Genomic DNA, 17,591 nt, shown 5'->3' on the forward strand with positions numbered 1-17,591 from the left:
TCCTCGTGGGGTGATCGGCGTCCGCGTACCTCCGAGTCCAACAGGAGGCCGAATTGACCGGGAGCTTTGAACGGCGAAAGCAATCAAGTCCGCGGCGGGGTCCGTTCTTTCGCCGCCGGAGGTCTGTTCAATCGCCGCCGGGGGTCTGTTCATTCGCCGCCTGGCGTCCGTTCCTTCGCCGCCGGGGGCCTCTTCCGTCCGTCCGCCGTCACGGGCCTGCGGGAACACGCGCGCGACGACGTGGCGCGCGCGAAGCACGGGCAGGGGCGTCGGCGCGCGCGAAAGGTACGGACTTGACGGAGTCCGCCCGGCACTTCCGGAGAAGGGGATCGGGCCGGTCGCCGGTCGCGGAGTATTCAAGGCGTCGGTTCCGAACGGCTTCGCTTTCCGGCGTACGACGAAGTCCCGTGGAAACCGGCGGAGTCGACCGCCGCGCGGTTGATCGCCCGTGCCACGACAGCGCACTCGGCGAGAGTCAGCCGTCCGCGCGGCGCGGGGAGCGGTGCGGCGTATCGGACACGCCCTCTCAGAGACGGTGAACCATTCACGACCACGGAGGTTCTTGGTGACCAGCGACGCGATCGCGACCCGACCGGCCGCAGGCGGGCCGGCCCTGTTGGAGGACCGGGGGGAGCTCTGGCGGGCCCTGCCCGCACGGCAGCAGCCCGAATGGGAGAACCTCGACCTCCTGGCCACAGTCACGTTCGAACTCGCCGACCGGCCGGGGCTGGTGACCGCCGGGGAGGTGGCCGAACTGCGCGGCCTGCTGGCCCAGGTGGTGGCCGGACGGTTCCAGGTGGTCCAGGCGGGGGACTGCGCGGAGGACCCGGCCGAGTGCGAGCCCGGCCATGTCACCCGCAAGGTGGCGCTGCTGGAGGCGCTCGCCGGGGTGATGTCCATGAACACCCTGCTGCCCACGCTCAGGGTCGGCCGGATGGCGGGCCAGTTCGCCAAGCCGCGCTCCCGCCCCACCGAGCTGGTGGACGGCGTCGAACTGCCGGTCTACCGGGGCCACATGGTCAACGGCCCCGAGCCGGACGCGCGGTCACGGCGCCCCGACCCGCGCCGGCTGCGCTCGGGCTACGACGCGGCGAGCCGGGCCATGGAGGCGCTGCGGTCCCGGATCGCCCTGCAGCCCCCGGCCTTCGTCACCCCGGTGTGGACCAGCCACGAGGCGCTGCTGCTCGACTACGAGGCGCCGCTGATCCGCGACGACGAGACAGGCCGGCGCTATCTCGCCTCGACCCACTGGCCGTGGATCGGCTACCGCACCAACCAGTTGGACGGTGCCCATGTGGCGCTGCTGGCGTCCGTGGCCAACCCGGTGGCCTCCAAGGTCGGTGCGGACATGCGGGTCGAGGACCTGCTGGCCCTGTGCGAACGGCTCGACCCCGACCGCGAGCCGGGCCGTCTCACCCTGATCGCGAGGATGGGCGCGGACGCGGTGGCCGACCGGCTGCCCGCCATGGCCGCGGCCGTGCGCGACGCGGGGCACCCGGTGGTCTGGCTGTCGGACCCGATGCACGGCAACACGATCAGCGGGCCGGGCGGCCTGAAGACCAGGCTCGTGGAGAGCGTGATCCGTGAGGTGCGGGAGTTCCAGAAGGCGATCGACGAGGCCGGCGCGGTCGTGGGCGGTCTGCATCTGGAGACCACCCCCGACGACGTCGTCGAGTGCGTCGACGACGCGCGATCCGTCGAATCCCTCGGGGACCGGTACACGAGTCTGTGCGATCCGCGGCTGAATCCGGCGCAGGCACTGGAGGTCGCCGCCGCCTGGCAGGGCCGGTCGCTGCTGCGCTGACGCGCCGCGTTCCGGTCCCACCGCGAAACCCCTGGTCGGCCGTGGCCGATCGTCGTCGATCTTTGGATTCGTCATGGATGTCGATGGAATAGAGGACAGGGTCGCCCTGGTCACGGGGGCAGCCGGTGGCATGGGCGAGGCCGTGGTGCGTACCCTCGCCGCGCACGGTGCCGTGGTCGCGATGCTCGACCGGAACGCGGACCGGCTGGAGGAACTGGCCGCACGGGTGCGGGACTCGGGCGGGCGGGCGGAGGCGTTCCCCGCCGACGTGACGGACAGCGCCGCCGTCGAGGCCGTCGTCGAACTGGTGGAACGGCGCCTCGGTCCGCTGGACCACCTCGTCAACGGTGCAGGCGTGTTGCGGCCGGGGCGGACGTGGGCCCTCACCGACGAGGACTGGGCGGCCACCTTCGCGGTGAACACCGCGGGTGTCTTCCATGTCTCGCGCGCCGTGGTCAGCCGCATGATCGAACGCCGGCGGGGCGCCATCGTGACGGTGGCGTCCAACGCGTCCGGCACCCCCCGGGTGGACATGGCCGCGTACGCGGCGTCCAAGGCCGCCTCGACCATGTTCACCAAGTGTCTGGGCCTGGAGGTGTCGCGTTTCGGTATCCGCTGCAACGTGGTGGCACCCGGTTCCACCGACACCCCGATGCTGACCGCGCTCTGGGACGAGGGCGCCGAACGGGCGTCGATCGACGGCGTCGCGTCCGCGTTCCGCGTCGGCATCCCGCTGGGGCGCATCGCACGGCCCCAGCACATCGCCGACGCGGTGGTGTTCCTGCTCTCCGACCGGGCCGCCCACATCACGATGCAGGACCTGACCGTCGACGGCGGCGCGGCGCTCGGTCACTAGGGGGTCTTTCCGAAGTCCCCGCACAGCGCCCGCGTCGGCCGTCGCCTTCGAGGCGGTGTCGCGACGCCGCGGCGATCCATCACAAAGGCCCCGGGGGCGCGGGGTGGTGTGCGCGTCCGCAACCCGCCGTCCCCGGGGCCGCACCGGCTCCCAGAGAGGAGTTCCCGTATGGGAATCCCGGCCATCACGGCCTACCCGATGCCGACCGAGGACGAGTTGCCGCGGAACACCGTCCGGTGGACGGTGGACCCGCGGCGGGCGGTCCTGCTGATCCATGACATGCAGAAGTACTTCGTCGAGCCCTTCCCCGCCGGCCGGTCGCCGGTGACGGAACTGGTCGACCATGTCACCGCCCTGCGGGAGCGGTGCGCGGCGCTCGACGTCCCGGTCGCCTACACCACCCAGCCCGGCGGGATGACGGAGCAACAGCGCGGCCTGCTGCGGGACTTCTGGGGTTCCGGGATGACCGTCGCGCGGGAGCACCGTGAGGTGGTCGACCCGATCCGGCCCGGTACGGGCGACCTGGTGCTGACCAAGTGGCGCTACAGCGCCTTCCACCGCACCCGGCTCCTGGCGTCCATGCGGGAATGGGGGCGCGACCAGCTGATCGTGTGCGGTGTGTACGCCCATGTCGGAATCCTCATGACCAGCGCGGACGCCTTCGCCTCGGACATCCAGTCGTTCCTCGTCGCCGACGCCGTCGCCGACTTCACGCCCGAGCACCACCGGTTCGCCCTGCGCTACGCGGCCGAGCGGTGCGCGATGACGCTGACGACCGCGGCCGTCCTCGACCGGCTCTCCCCGGTGACGGACGGCGGACACGTCCGACAGGAGGCGGCGCCATGACGCAGGCAGTGCGCGACGACCCGTACGCCGCATCGCCGCTCGGGCGGATCCTGGCGGCGCCGCACCCGGAGTTCGCGTTGCTGCACCGGCCGCGGATCGGACCCGCCGACCGGATCGAGGTGCTGGTCGGTGACTCGGCCGAGGTGTCACGCCTGGCCGACATCCCCCTGCGGAGCGACACCGCCGGCCGGGCCCCGGGCACCGGGCGCGCGGAGCACGAGGTACTGGTCGTGATCCCCTACCGGCAGCTCTCCGAGCGCGGCTTCGAGGCGGTGGACGACGGGGCCCCGGTGATCACGCTGCGGATCCGTACGCAGGAGTCGCTCCCGCTCTCCGAGGCACTGGCGCAGCTGCCGGACGCCCGGATCGATCTGGCCGGAGGTGGCTTCGACATCGACGACGCGGCGTACGCGGACCTGGTCCGCCGCGTCGTCGAGGAGGAGATCGGCAACGGCGAGGGCGCCAACTTCGTGGTCAGACGGACCTTCGTCGCGGACATCTCCGACTATTCGCCACTGCTGGCCCTGGCGGTCTTCCGCCGTCTGCTGGAGCGGGAGCGGGGGGCGTACTGGACCTTCGTGGTCCACGCGGGCGGCAGGACGTTCGTCGGCGCGACCCCGGAGCGGCATCTGAGCCTGTCGGACGGGGTCGCGGTCATGAACCCGATCAGCGGCACCTACCGGTACCCGGCACAGGGCCCCACGCTGACCGGGGTGCTGTCCTTCCTGGCCGACGCCAAGGAGGCCGACGAGTTGTCGATGGTCGTCGACGAGGAACTGAAGATGATGGCCCGAGTCAGCGACTTCGGGGTCCGGGCGAAGGGTCCGCGTCTCGTCGAGATGGCCGGTCTGGCGCACACGGAGTACGTCGTGGAGGGCCGGGCGACCGCCGACGTCCGCGACGTCCTGCGGGAGACCCTGTTCGCGCCGACGGTGACCGGCAGTCCGCTGGAGAGCGCGGCCAAGGTCGTCCGCAGATTCGAGCCGCACGGCCGCGGCTACTACAGCGGTGTGCTGGCGCTCATCGGCCGCGACGCCGAGGGCGGCCGTACGCTGGACTCCTCCATCCTGATCAGGACCGCCGTCATCGACGCGGCCGGCCGGATGACCCTCGGCGTGGGCGCCACCCTGGTCCGCGACTCCGATCCGTGGGCCGAGGCGGCCGAGACCAGGGCGAAGGCGGCAGGACTGCTGTCCGCCCTCGGTCACGCGCCCGGCCCCGAGCCGACCGCACCGCCCGCGGGTCCGGGTTCGCGGCCGGCGTCGTTCGCCCGGCATCCCGACGTCCTCGCCGCTCTGCGACAGCGCAACAGCGCCCTCTCCTCCTTCTGGCTCGGGGACACCGGACCGAGGGCCCACCCGGTGCCCGCGCTCGTCGACCGGAGGGTGCTGGTGGTGGACGCGGAGGACACCTTCACCGCGATGTGGGACCACCAACTGCGCGCGCTGGGACCGGTGGTGACCGTGCGCCGCTTCGACGACGCGTACGACCCCGACGCCTACGACCTCGTCGTGCTCGGGCCGGGGCCCGGGGACCCCAGGCGGACGCGGCACCCGAAGATCGCCCGTCTGCGCGCGCTCACGCGCCGGCTGCTGGACGAGGGGCGGCCGTTTCTGTCGGTGTGTCTGAGCCACCAGGTACTGAGCGGTCTCCTCGGCCTCGACCTGGTCCGCAAGGACCACCCCGACCAGGGGGTGCAGAGAAAGATCGATCTGTTCGGCCGGCTCGAACTGGTCGGCTTCTACAACACCTTCGCCGCCCGCGCGGACACGGATCTGATCGTCGCCCCCGGGGTGGCGGACGCCGTGGAGGTGTGCCGGGACCAGGAGAACGGCCAGGTGCATGCCTTGCGCGGGCCGGGTTTCCGCTCGGTGCAGTTCCACCCGGAGTCGGTGCTCAGCCAGAACGGCCTGAGCGTCATGGCCGATCTGCTCACCTCCCTCCTGGAGGAGCGCCCCTCGCGTCCGGACCGGATCCGCACCGGCCCGCGCGCGGAACGACGGGATCTTCACGCCCCCGCTCACTAGGATGACCCCGCCGACTGAAGGGGGAAGGGCATGACGGGCGGACGGCTCCGGCATCTGCGTGCGGCTGCGGTGAACATCGACGGGGTGATGCTGAACGACACGTTCAGTCCGGTGATCCACCACTTCATCGTCAGCCGTGGCGGTGTCTACACGGCCGAGCTGGAACGGCGGATCTTCTCCCAACGGCAGGCCGAGGCCGCGCGGGTGATCGCCGAGGCGGCGGGCGTGGCCTGGTCCCCGGAGAAGGTCCTGGAGGTGTACTTCCGCGAACGGGCCGAGTACGTCGAGCGTCACGGGGTGCGGATTCTCGACGGAGCGCTCGCCATGGTCGGACTGCTCCGCGCCTCGGGACTGCGGACGGTCTGCTACGGCGGCCTCGACCGCTCCCACTTCGACAGCGCTCTCGGCGAGCACGCCGGCCTCTTCGACGACCCCGGGTACGTGTGCACCGACGCCTACCGCCCCGGGATCCGCGAGCTCGTCACCGAGACGTTCGGGCTCCGGCCCGACCAGGTGCTCGTCATCGACGACGTGGCACGGGTCGCCGAGACGGCCCGCGGTCTCGGGGTGCCCTTCGTCGGCAGCCCCAGCGACTTCGAGCACGGCTTCCAGCGGGAGGCGATGCGCGCGGTGGGCGTACGGCATCTGGTGCGGTCACCGGCCGAGATCGGGGTGGACCTGCTGCGCACCCTGGACGCCGAGGCGGCGGACGGGACCTGCTGGCAGGACCGATAAACGAAGTATCTTGCGGCTTCGACCAATTGATAGACGCGATTCCGTTCTGTGACGTCCCCATTGCGCTATGAAGTGGGCATGACATCTTCAGGGAACGGACTTCTCGCCGACAAGGTGGCGCTCATCACGGGTGCGAGCAGCGGCATCGGTGCCGCCGCCGCCCGGGTCTTCGCACGTGAAGGCGCCCGTGTGCTGCTCGTCGCCCGACGGGAGAGACAACTGGCCGACCTGGTCGACGCCTTGCAGTCCGAGGGACACAAGGCCCGCTACGCGGTCGCCGACGTGGCGCACGGCGCCGAGGTGGCGGAGGCGGTACGGGCTGCCGTCGAGCACTTCGGGCGGCTGGACGTGGCCTTCAACAACGCCGGATACGGAGTGGAGCAGACCCCGCTCCATCTGATGGACGACGAGACATACGACCGGATCATGGACACGAACGTCCGCGGCGTCTGGAACTGCCTGCGCCACGAGATCACCGCGATGCTGGAGACGGGCGGCGGCTCCATCGTCAACACGAGCAGCGTGGGCGGCCTGGTGGCGACGCCGGTCGCGGCGCCGTACGTCACGTCCAAGCACGCGGTCGTCGGTCTGACCCGGGCGGCGGCCGCCGAGTACGCCGGCCAGGGGATCCGGGTCAACGCGGTGGCTCCGGGGACGACGCGCAGCGAGATGGTGGACGACTGGTTCCGCGACAACCCGGGCGTGGAGCCGATGCTCCATCAGCTCACCCCGCAGTCGCGCACGGCGGAGCCCGAGGAGATAGCCGAGGCGGCCGCCTGGCTGTGCAGCGACCGCTCCTCGTTCGCCACCGGTGTGATCCTGCCGGTGGACGGCGGGTTCACGATCCTCTGACCGGACGACGAACGGGGTTCCGCGTGGTGCGGAACCCCGTTCGTCGTGCTCCTCGCGTTCGTCTCGCCCTTCGCGTCCTCGTATTCATCGTGCTCATCGCGTTCGCCGTGCTCCTCGCGCTGCCCACGTCGCTCGCGTCCGGTGCTCGCCGCCGCCGCAGTGGCGCCGGGCGAGCCCGCCCCCCCAGGCGCCGGTCTACGCGGTGGGCACCGCAAGGACGATGGTGCTGGTGAACGCCGTACGACCGTCCTGTACGGCCCGCACGGACACGACCCTGACCGCCGGATCGGTCGACTCGCACTCCTCCGCCTCGATCAGGCAGGGCGTGTCGAACTCCACGTACCGCTCGAAGGAGTTCTCGGTGGAGATGGCCGTGCTGCCGGGGACGAGGACCCGCGTGACCTGCCGGGCGGCCTCCAGCAGCACCATCCCGGGGATGTGGTCGTTGGGGTGCTCGAAGAGGATGGGGTGACGCTGGTCCGCCCGCAGGAGCCACCGGCCCGGAGCGTCCCCCGGGGCGAGCACCACGTCCGGGGCGTAACGGCGGTCGACCAGCGCGGGCTCGACCGGTTCGGCCAGCGGCGTCTGCGTCCGGGCGTCCGGCGTCAGCCGCTCGCCGCGGATCCGGCTGTAGACCTGCGGCCGGAGCATGCTGGCCTTCGCCACGCCCGAGCCCACCGGCCGGCCGTCGCGCATGATCTCGACGTGGAAGTCCACCCCGGCCAACTGCCCGCCCCTGTGCCGGACGTTCGCGGTGGTGATGGACAGCGACAGCTCGGCCGGCGTCCCGAATATCTTCAACTGCTCGGGGTCACAGGTGTATTCGAGGCCGTTCAGGATGAAGTGGCTGTTGAGCGGAACACCGAACTCGGCGTGCGAGAGCAGGGTGCCGACCTGGCGGATGGTCTCCGCGACCAGCGTCGGGTCGTAGTGCTCCCCGCATGAGGACGTGAAGTAGCTGTGGGCGCGCGGCCATTGCGCGGAGGCCACGAAGCGGGTGTCGTCCAGGCGCTGCCACCCCGTCAGCAGCACCTCGGCCACGGCGGCGCGGTGGACGTACTCCTTGGGCACCGTGGTGGTGAACCTGGGCTGCTGCCCTCTCTGTGCCGGGATGAAGATCCTGGAGCTGGAATCGGAGCTGTTGGGCCGGTCGAGCAGCGGAAGCGGGGCTTCCAGTTCCACGTCGTTCTCAAGCATTGATACGGACATGTCCCCCCCAAAAGGAGATTCGAACCCCTGTCGGCTCCATCACAATACAGGTCAGCCGGTTTTTTTCCATCGTCTGAGGGCACCGACTTGATAAGTTGTCGTACCGGCCGTTCCGAGTACCGCTCCGGTCGGCGGTGGCATTACTCGAGCACAGGAGAAACCGCATGGCACAGCAGGCGCGAGCAGTGGAGACGAGGCGGCTCATCCTGCAGGGCGCGGCGTTGGTCTTCGACGAGATGGGCTACGACGCGGCGTCGATCAAGGAGATCCTGTCCAGGGTGTCGGTGACCAAGGGCGCCCTTTACTTCCACTTCCCGTCCAAGGAGGACCTGGCGCGCGGCGTGCTGGAGGAGCAGACGCTCCATCTGCACGTGTCACCCCAGACGTCCAAGTTGCAGGAGGTGATCGACCTGACCATGGCCGTCGCCCACGCACTGCCGAACGACGCGATGCTGCGCGCCGGGAGCCGTCTGGCGCTGGAGCGCGGGTCCATCGACTTCGCGTCGGACAGCCCCTTCCTGTCCTGGGCGAAGGTGTGCGAGCAACTGCTGGAGCAGGCCAGGCGCGACGGCGAGGTGCTGCCGCACGTCGACTGCCATGAGACGGCGGAGCTGATCGTCGGATCCTTCACCGGGATCCAGGCGTTCTCCCAGATCAGCTCGGCCCTGCTGGATCTGGAGACGCGGGTGTCGGCGATGTGGAAGCACATCCTGCCGTCCGTCGCCATCCCGGCCGCCCTCGCCCGCCTCGACACGGCCCCCGACCGCGGCGCCCGCCTGCAACAGGCACAGCAGGCACAGCAGGCAGCCGCCGTGTAGTGACCGCGGGGCTCGCAGCGACACCGAGCGACGCGCGGGCCCTCGATCAAGCCCGCGCGGGCGGGCGGGCGCAGCAGGTCACTCACCCCACCAGGACGGCCCCGCCCGCACCAGCGGCAGCGGCGGCCACCCGCCCGACCTCGTTCGGCGAGAGCGCCCAGCCTCCTTCGGCCAGGGCCGCGAGTCCCTGCATACGTCGGTGGCGACGCGGGGATCTCGGGCGCCCCGGAGCTGCCGCCGGGCGGCGTCATCCCACGCACAGGGCGGCGCGGGGGCGCTCACCTGGCCACGACGAGCGGGCGCACGGGCCGGCTCGCACGGCCCAGCGGACGGAACCCCCGGCCAGGCCGATCGGTAGCCGCCGCGCTCTCGACCGACCCGGCCGAGCGGGTGGGGACGCTCACCACGCAGCGACCGGCGCACGGGTCCCGGCACGCACGCACTCACGCACTCACGCACTCACGCACTCACGCACTCACGCACTCACGCACTCACGCACTCACGCACTCACGCAAGACAAGGCAACCCCCGCCGACACCCGAGCGGAAGCCGCCTGATCCTGGCCGCACCCCCACGAAGCAGCACGGGAGCCCTCCCCCACCGCGACCGGCCGTCGCACGGGCCCCACCCCTCCACCGAGCGGCGCGAGACCCCCGCCGACACCGAGCAGCGGCCGCCCCACCCCACCGCCGACCGACCCGGCAACCCGCCAGGCGCGTCGGCACACCCCATCACCAGGGCCGTTCCCGTCCCCCGGCGCCACCCAGAACCCCGTGAGACCTCGCCGCCCCGACCAACGGCGGGCGGCTGGCCCCACACCGGCCGGGCCGAGTCGGGACACACGCCCGGCGCCGATGAACAGCGCGCGGGCCCGCACCCCGCACCGTCCAGCCCCGCACCGTCCTGCCCCGCACCGCCCCCGCACGGGCCCTCAGCCCACGCCGGCCCGCCCCGGCGCGCCGGCCCGTTCCCCCGGGCGCCCGCGCTCTCTCGGTCCGGCGCCCCGTGGTGACGGCCCGCGCGGGGCCGGGAGCGTGGGTCGCCCGGAGGGGCGCAGGTCGCCGATCCGCTCCGGCGGCACGAGGGCGGGCAGCAGGGACTCCCATACGCCGGTGACGGTCGCCGCGGCCAGCCAGCTCCGGTCCTGGCGGGAGAGCATCTCGACGCCGGCGGTGGCCGCCGTGAGCATGCGGGCGGCCTGCCGCGGGTCCAGACCGGGCAGCAATTCGCCCCGGCGGCCGGCCCGGGCGAGCACGAGCGCCACGGCCCGCCGCCAACTCGGGTACGCGCCGGGGTGGCCGCTCCCACCGGGCCGGCGCTCGTCGCAGAGCCGCAGACCCGCCCGGAACACGACGTCGTGCCTGATCCGGTGGGCCAGGCCGTGCGTCGTGTCGATCAGCACCTGCAGCACCGGACCGCCGGGTGCCCTGGCCGCCCGGAGGATGATCCGCCAATCCGCGCTCGACCGCGCCGCGACGGCCTGGGCCAGCTTCTCCTTCGAGGTGAAGTGGAAGTACAGGGCCCCCTTGGAGACCTTGGCCGTCTCCACGATGTCGCTCAGGCTCGTCGTCCCGAAGCCCTTCGTGTCGAAGCACACGGCCGCGGCCCGGACGATCTGCTCGCGCGTGCGTTCGGCTCGCTCTTGGCGTGGCATGACCTCTCCCTCGTCACGGCGATCTCGCCTCGGGCCCGCGCCAGAGTGCAGCCGGTGAACAGCCCCACAATAAACCAACCGTGCGGTATATTATTGCCTCAAGCCGAGACCGCTTGCAGGACGAGACGACATGACGAAGTATAGAAAACCAACCGTCCGGTATTGTATGGTCGGTCTGTCGACGCCCGTCAGAGGGAGGGAGAGCCATGGAAGGCGTGGAGAGCGATGACCTGGCGCAGACCTGGGGAGACGTCGCGGACGACTTCGTCACCGAGTTCTGCCGGCGGATGCTGGCCTCACTGAAGCGACGTGACCAGCGCACCAGGGGTGAGTGGTACGTCTCCGGACTGCTGTCCGTGCCGGGCCGCAAGTCCATGCGCGCCCTGGCCGCCGTGACCGACCACGGCGCCGCCGAACAGAGTCTGCACCACTTCATCAGTGACTCCTCCTGGGCGTGGGCACCCGTACGGCAAGCGCTCGCCCGCCATCTGGACCGGGTCCTGCTGCCGCAGGCGTGGGTGATCGGCTCCATGGCCATCCCCAAGGCCGGGGCGCACTCCGTCGGGGTCGAGGAGTCCTTCCGCTTCGACCTCGGACGGGTCGTCAACAGCCAGCAGGCCTACGGGGTCTCCCTGGCCAACGAGCAGTTGAGCGTGCCCGTCAACTGGGGCCTCAATCTGCCCGCGGAGTGGCTGGAGAACGCGGAGCGCAGACGGCGGGCCCGGATCCCGGACGACGCCACGGCCATGAGCGTGGAGGCGGGCGCGGTGCACACCGCGGCCGAACTCGCCGACGCGGCCTGGGGGTTACGGCGTCGGCCGGTCGTCCTGGACGCCCGCACCCTGGACTCCCCCGCCCTGCTGGAGGAGATCACGCGCCGCGGAATCCCGTTCGTCATGCGTGTCGACGGGGCGACCCGGGTGCTCGGCTTCGATCCCGGTCAGTCCGGTTCGGGGAAACAGCTGTTCCAGGCACGGCAGTTGGTCGAGCGGGGCAAGAAGCTGTCCAAGCCGGTCTGCTGGGTCGACCCGGAGTACTCGATAACCCGGTCGGTTCTGGTGAGCGGTACCAGGGTGACCATGCCGGCGGCCCGCAGGCCGGGCATGCCCGCACAACCCGACCAGGCGCTGACACTCGTCGGCGGATGGCCGATGCAGAAGGGCGGATCGCCCGAGCTCTGGCTGTCCAATCTGGTGGACGTGCCGCCTGCCGCGCTGCTGCGCCTGGGACGGCTGACCCGGCGGGCGAGCAAGGACTTCTCGGAGGTCAGCACCCGGGTCGGCATGCGCGACTTCGAAGGACGCTCCTACGCCGGCTGGCACCGCCATGTGACGCTCTGCTCCGTGGCGCACGCGATCCTGGTGCTGTCCTCGGCACGCCGGCAGCGCCCCGGCGTCTCACACGAACTGTCCGCCTGAGACGGCGGGCCCGGCCGACAGGCCGGCTCGCCGGACCAGTTCGGCATGGGCCGCGGCGCGCATCGCCGCGACCGGCACATCGGTCAGACCGGTCAGCAGCTCGATCTGCCGCTCGGCCCGGTGCAACAGCGGAGACAGTCCGTGGACGACGGTGCCGCCGACGAAACCCGCCGCCTTGGCCAGCCGGGTCGGCCAGGCCGAACACGCCGCGTCGAGGACGGCGGCGCCGGAGCGGGCGACCGTCGGGGCGAGGGCGTCGGCCGCGCCGGCCGGCAGGGTGGAGACCACCACTGCGACACCCCGGAGCAGCCGGCCCAGTTCCTCGAAGCGGTGCAGGTCGACCGAGACGCCCAGCCGTCCGGCCGCCGCCTCGGTCTCCCTGGCGTGACCGCGCTCGCGCACCACGACGACCGGCTCCCTGACGCCCACCTCCCGCAGGGCGGCCAGCGCCGCGCAGGCCGCGACTCCGCCACCCAGCACCACGGCGGATCCCGGCGCGCCGAGCCCGGCCTGCCGTAGGGCGGCGACGATGCCGTGCACGCCGCAGTGGTCACCGAAACTCCGGCCGTCCCGCAGGACCACCGTGTCCGCGCCGCCCACGTCCAGGGCCAGATCCGACACCTCGTCGACCAGCGGCAGGACGGCCCGCTTCAGCGGAGTGGTCAGACAGAGCCCGGCCCAGTCGTCGCCGAGCGAGTCGAACAGCGCCGGCAGGGCGGATGCGTCGCAGTCGATCGTCTCGTAGTCCCAGCGCAGTCGCATCGCCGCGTAGGCGGCTCGATGCAGCGTGGGCGACAGGGAGCGGCCCACCGGCGATCCGAGCACCGCCACGCGGTTGCCCCTTCTGTCCGCGGGCGGCGTCCGGCCCACGGGGGTTCGGTCCGTGTACATGGATCGTTGACGCTCCTTCCGCGTCGGAGGGTGGATTTCGGATATCGGGACAGCTTAGGAGCCGGATCGCCCCGGTGGCGCGCCGACTTGACATAGACCGGCGGTGAATCGGATCGCGCACGGCCTTTTCTCCCTCCTGTGGCCGGGCCGCGCTTCTTCCGACCCGCAAGGTGACGAAATCGTGGCCGCCTGTTCGCCGTCGCACCGGCCGTCGCGGAAGAGTCCTTTCTGCGCGGCCCGCTCAATCGGTTCGCCCCGTCCGGCAGCCCCTGCGAATTGGAGTTCTGATCGTGACCAACGTCGCCGTCATCTATTACTCGTCCACCGGTCATGTGCACACGATGGCCGAGGCGGCCGCCGTGGCGGCCGAGAAGGCCGGCGCCGAGGTGCGCCTGCGCAGGGTCGAGGAGACCGCTTCGCAGTCCGTGGTCGCCGCGAGCCCGGAATGGGCAGAGCACCTCGCCGCCACCGCCCACGTCGGCCGGGCGACGCTGGAGGACCTGGAGTGGGCGGACGTCCTCCTGTTCGGCACACCCACCCGGTTCGGCCTGCCGGCCGCCCAGCTGAAGCAGTTCATCGACAGCACCGGCGACCTCTGGAACCAGGGCAGGCTGGTGAACAAGGTGGTCTCCTCGTTCACGTCCACCTCCACCACCCACGGCGGCCAGGAGAGCACCCTGCTGGCGCTGAACAACACCTTCTACCACTGGGGCGCCATCATCGTCGCCCCCGGTTACGCGGACCCGATCCAGTTCGCCGCCGCCAACGGCAATCCGTACGGCACCAGCCATGTGTCGCACGACACCACCGCTCCGGGCGAGGAGAAGCTGGATGCGATCGATTTCCAGGCCCGCCGCGCGGTCGAGATCGCGACGGCACTCAACATCGGCCTCAAGGCCCTGTGATCCGAAGCCGCCACGGGCGCGGGAATTCGGTCGAGTGACGCGAATGCCCCGCGCTCGTTCCGGGCGAACTCCCGCCGATCGACGGCGGGAGGGCGTGAAAAGCGCGAATTCCGCTGTGAGAAGCGGGAATTCCGCGAGCGTTCCGGAGCAGCGGCACTGCCTTTCCCCGCCGTTGCGACCGCTCGCGTCGCCGGCCCGGGCAGGACCGAACGAACCGCCACGACCAGGGAGTCGGGAAGCGAGATGGCGCAGATAATCATCGCAGGTGGCGGCATAGGCGGGCTGGCGACAGCGCTGAGCGTCGCCCGCCAGGGCCACCGGGTGCTGGTGCTGGAGGGCCGCAGCGACTTCACCGAGCTGGGCGCGGGCATCCAGTTGGCGCCCAACGCGTTCCACGCGCTCGACCGGCTCGGCGTCGGTGACTCGGTCCGGGCCCGGGCCGTCCACATCGACGAGCTGTGCCTCATGGACGGGACCACGGGCAGGCGGATCGCCGGCCTGCCGCTCGACGACGCGTACCGCCGGCGCTTCGCCAACCCCTACGCGGTGGTCCGGCGCGTCGACCTGTACGCCCCGCTGCTGCAGGCCTGCCGGGCCTCGACCGCCGTCCGGCTGCGCACCCGCGCCCGGGTGGCGCACTACACGCAGGACGACGCGGGCGTGACCGTGCACCTGGCCTCCGGCGAACGGGTGCGCGGCGCGGCGCTGATCGGCGCCGACGGCATCCGCTCCGCCGTGCGCGGTCAGCTGGTCGGGGACGGCGGCCCCCGGGTGTCCGGGCACACCATCTACCGCTCCGTGATCCCGATGGAGGCGGTACCCGAGGAACTGCGCTGGAACACGGTCACCCTGTGGGCCGGTCCCGACCGGCACTTCGTCCACTACCCCATCGGCAACGGCAGGTTCCTGAACCTGGCCGCCACCGTCGACGACGGGGCCACGGAGGAGGTGACGGGCACCCCCGTGTCCCGTGCCAGGGTGCTCGCCGCGTTCCCCCGGCTCGGCGAGACCCCCCGCAGGCTGCTCGGCCTCGGCGAGGACTGGCGCTCGTGGGTGCTCTGCGACCGCGACCCGGTCCGGCGGTGGACCGACCGACGGGTGGTCCTCGTCGGCGACGCGGCCCACCCCATGCTCCAGTACGCGGCCCAGGGCGCCTGCCAGACCCTGGAGGACGCGGTGGTCCTCGGTGACCTGATCGGCACCGAGGAGGCGGACTTCGAGCGGCACTTCGAGGAGTTCGCCGACGAACGGCGCGACCGCACCGCCGCCGCCCAGCTGACCGCCCGTGAGATGGGCCGTCGGCTCTACCACGCGACGGGTGAGGCGGCCCGGCGACGCGACACCGATCTGGGCGCGCTGTCCGTGCGGGACCTGCACGACCGGGTCGAGTGGCTGCACGGCGCCCGGTCCGGCGCCCGGGACGCGCGTCCGGCGTACGCGGCCGGCTGAGCACCGCCACCCGACAACACCTATGAGGAGACGCACCCGTATGAACATCATCAGCTGGAACGGCACCGAACCGGAGAACCCGCTGGTGCCGGGCGACGCGACCGAGCGCGACAGCGTGAAGATCGTGAACGCCCTGTTCACCGGCCTCGTCGAGTACGACCCGCACACGGCCGAACCCCGCCCGGCGGTGGCGAAGTCGATGGACTCGGCCGACTCCCGGGTCTACCGGATCACCCTGCACGAGGGATGGACGTTCCACGACGGGACCCCGGTCACCGCCGCGAGCTTCGTCGACGCCTGGAACTACACCGCCTACGGCCCGAACGGACTGCAGGGCGCCGAGTACCTCTCCCACATCCAGGGCTACGAGGCGACCCAGAGCGGATCGACGGACGAACTGTCGGGCCTGAAGGTGATCGACGACAGCACCTTCGAGGTGACCCTGTCGGCGCCGTTCTCCGCGTTCGTGACCCAGCTGGGGTACACCGCGTTCTTCCCGCTGCCGCGCGCGTTCTTCTCCGACCGCGAGGCGTTCGAGGCCCACCCGATCGGCAACGGGCCCTTCCGCTTCGCCTCGCGCACCGCCGGGGAGCACATCCTGCTGACGCGCTACGACGCCTACGCCGGAGTCCGCAAACCGCACGTCGACGGCGTGGAGTTCCGGTTCTACCGGATGCTGGAGGACGCCTACGCGGACGTGGTGGCGAACAAGCTCGACTATCTCGACTTCGTCCCGGCGGACGCGCTCGACGGTGGCCGGTACAAGGAGGAGCTGGCCGGGCGCTGCGTCTCCAAGCCGTACATGGGCGTGCAGTCGATATCGTTCCCGATGCACGACGAGCGCTTCGGTGACCCGCGTCTGCGTCAGGCGCTCTCCATGGCCATCGACCGGCAGTATGTGATCGACAAGGCGTTCGACGGCGACAAGATGCTCCCCGACGGGCTGGTGCCGCCGATCGTGCCCGGGTACGGCGGCGGGGCCGGCGGGGAGCTGTGCACCTATCAGCCGGAGAAGGCGAGGGCGTTGTTCGAGGCGTCCGGTTTCCAGGGGCCGATCGAGCTGACCTCCAACGACGACTCGGCCAACCAGGTGTGGATCGACGCGGCCTGCGAAACGATCACCGCGGCCCTGGGCGTCGAGGCACGGTACGCGCCGGTCCCGACCTTCGGCGAGTTCCGCAAGCTGATCAACGAACGGAAGATCACCACCGTCTTCCGCTCCGGCTGGGTCGCGGACTACCCGTCCATCGAGAACTTCCTCAACCCGATCTTCCGCACGGGCGCGGCGGTCAACGGCTCCAATTACTCCAACCCGGAGGTGGACGCGCTGCTGGCCGAGGCGGACGCCGCCCCGACCGAGCAGGAGGGCTGGGCGCTCTACCAGCAGGCGGAGAAGAAGATCCTGCAGGACATGCCGGCGATTCCGCTGTGGTACCAGAAGGTGGAGTCGGGCTGGTCCACCCGGACCAGGAACGTCACCGTCACTCCGCTGCTGCAGCTGGATCTGTTCGATGTGACGCTGGAGGACTGACCGGCTGACCCCCTCGCGCGAGACCCGTCACCGCGGCCCGGCCGCGACGGCGGGCCTCTCGCATGTCCGTGCCCGCACGTCCGGCCACGACCACCACGCCGCGGTCCGAGGGCGTGACGGCCGTGCGGCGGGACGCCGGCGTGACCGTCCCGGAGGGTGAGCGGACCGTCGTCCGGGTCGGCGGCGTACGGGTCGGGGGCGCCGGGACGAGGGGGTTCGGCGGCGGCTTCGCCGGGCGCGGCGGCAGCGAGTTCGGCGAACCGGAGATGAAGGCCTTCGTCCGCGGCACCCGGGGGCTCGCGGACGGGCTGCGCCGAGCCCTCGACGCGTTGGCGCGGTACGGCTGCGCGGTGCGGATCGCGCTCACGCGCTTCTCGCCCGTACCGGACACGCTCGTCGGTGCGCCGCTGGAGATCCACCCCTTCCTCGGCAGTGGTCCGCCGGCCGGGGCGGTGGACGGGTCCGGCGCCGACCTCGCCGTCCACGGCCATGCCCACCTGGAAACCGAGCACGGCATCACGAGCGGTGGGATGCGGGTGCGCGATGTCGCCCAGCCGGTCGTCCGGCGCGCCTTCGCGGTGAACCGGCAGCCGGTG

Annotated in this window: 14 protein-coding genes and 1 pseudogene; 12 read left to right on the forward strand and 3 right to left on the reverse strand. The window is 71.6% G+C overall.

Annotated elements, in window-relative coordinates:
- Positions 1-565: 565 nt before the first annotated feature.
- The 6 genes from STRBO_RS0127620 (at position 566) to STRBO_RS0127645 (ending at position 7,120) form a co-directional block, all read left to right on the forward strand.
- Entirely contained in the window at positions 566-1,804 is a 1,239-nt protein-coding gene (locus tag STRBO_RS0127620) for a 3-deoxy-7-phosphoheptulonate synthase (RefSeq protein WP_005484452.1), read from the forward strand.
- A 73-nt stretch (positions 1,805-1,877) separates the two neighbouring features.
- A complete protein-coding gene (locus STRBO_RS0127625; RefSeq protein WP_005484454.1) occupies positions 1,878-2,660 on the forward strand; it encodes a 2,3-dihydro-2,3-dihydroxybenzoate dehydrogenase in 783 nt (260 codons plus the stop codon).
- 168 nt (positions 2,661-2,828) lie between these two features.
- A complete protein-coding gene (locus tag STRBO_RS0127630; RefSeq protein WP_005484455.1) occupies positions 2,829-3,506 on the forward strand; it encodes an isochorismatase family protein in 678 nt (225 codons plus the stop codon).
- Positions 3,503-5,533 (forward strand): phenazine-specific anthranilate synthase component I, encoded by a 2,031-nt coding sequence (locus STRBO_RS0127635; protein WP_005484457.1) that lies wholly within the window; start codon positions 3,503-3,505, stop codon positions 5,531-5,533. Before STRBO_RS0127630 ends, STRBO_RS0127635 begins: the two co-directional genes overlap by 4 nt.
- Before the next feature lie 30 nt (positions 5,534-5,563).
- A complete protein-coding gene (locus STRBO_RS0127640; protein ID WP_005484459.1) occupies positions 5,564-6,268 on the forward strand; it encodes an HAD family hydrolase in 705 nt (234 codons plus the stop codon).
- A gap of 78 nt (positions 6,269-6,346) precedes the next feature.
- Entirely contained in the window at positions 6,347-7,120 is a 774-nt protein-coding gene (locus tag STRBO_RS0127645; protein WP_020665621.1) for a glucose 1-dehydrogenase, read from the forward strand.
- Between the two features lie 195 nt (positions 7,121-7,315).
- On the opposite strand, the gene STRBO_RS0127650 is transcribed toward STRBO_RS0127645, so the two are convergent.
- The gene (locus STRBO_RS0127650) at positions 7,316-8,317 is read right to left on the reverse strand and encodes a ScbA/BarX family gamma-butyrolactone biosynthesis protein (protein ID WP_005484462.1); all 1,002 of its coding nucleotides are present in this window, start codon (positions 8,315-8,317) and stop codon (positions 7,316-7,318) included.
- Between the two features lie 176 nt (positions 8,318-8,493).
- Here STRBO_RS0127650 and STRBO_RS0127655 point away from each other — a divergent pair, with 176 nt between their 5' ends.
- Entirely contained in the window at positions 8,494-9,147 is a 654-nt protein-coding gene (locus tag STRBO_RS0127655; RefSeq protein WP_028796879.1) for a ScbR family autoregulator-binding transcription factor, read from the forward strand.
- Between the two features lie 931 nt (positions 9,148-10,078).
- Here STRBO_RS0127655 and STRBO_RS0127660 read toward each other — a convergent pair.
- Positions 10,079-10,801 (reverse strand): ScbR family autoregulator-binding transcription factor, encoded by a 723-nt coding sequence (locus tag STRBO_RS0127660; RefSeq protein ID WP_005484466.1) that lies wholly within the window; start codon positions 10,799-10,801, stop codon positions 10,079-10,081.
- Between the two features lie 206 nt (positions 10,802-11,007).
- On the opposite strand from STRBO_RS0127660, the gene STRBO_RS0127665 reads away from it, so the two are divergent.
- Positions 11,008-12,219, forward strand: a complete 1,212-nt coding sequence (locus STRBO_RS0127665; RefSeq protein ID WP_005484468.1) for an IS701 family transposase — start codon at positions 11,008-11,010, stop codon at positions 12,217-12,219.
- On the opposite strand, the gene STRBO_RS0127670 is transcribed toward STRBO_RS0127665, so the two are convergent.
- Entirely contained in the window at positions 12,199-13,110 is a 912-nt protein-coding gene (locus STRBO_RS0127670; protein ID WP_020115172.1) for a shikimate dehydrogenase, read from the reverse strand. The two genes, STRBO_RS0127665 and STRBO_RS0127670, sit on opposite strands and share 21 nt — an antisense overlap.
- A gap of 290 nt (positions 13,111-13,400) precedes the next feature.
- Between STRBO_RS0127670 and wrbA the strand changes: the two genes are divergently transcribed.
- The 4 genes and pseudogenes from wrbA to STRBO_RS40655 all read left to right on the forward strand — a co-directional run.
- Entirely contained in the window at positions 13,401-14,015 is a 615-nt protein-coding gene (gene wrbA / locus STRBO_RS0127675; protein ID WP_005484471.1) for an NAD(P)H:quinone oxidoreductase, read from the forward strand.
- A 243-nt stretch (positions 14,016-14,258) separates the two neighbouring features.
- Entirely contained in the window at positions 14,259-15,464 is a 1,206-nt protein-coding gene (locus STRBO_RS0127680) for a 3-hydroxybenzoate 6-monooxygenase (RefSeq protein WP_005484473.1), read from the forward strand.
- 40 nt (positions 15,465-15,504) lie between these two features.
- Entirely contained in the window at positions 15,505-16,995 is a 1,491-nt protein-coding gene (locus STRBO_RS0127685) for a peptide ABC transporter substrate-binding protein (RefSeq protein WP_005484474.1), read from the forward strand.
- A 79-nt stretch (positions 16,996-17,074) separates the two neighbouring features.
- Positions 17,075-17,591 (forward strand): annotated as a pseudogene (locus STRBO_RS40655) (metallophosphoesterase); the annotation flags it as partial.

Source organism: Streptomyces bottropensis ATCC 25435 (genome assembly GCF_000383595.1).
GTDB classification, from domain to species: Bacteria; Actinomycetota; Actinomycetes; order Streptomycetales; family Streptomycetaceae; genus Streptomyces; species Streptomyces bottropensis.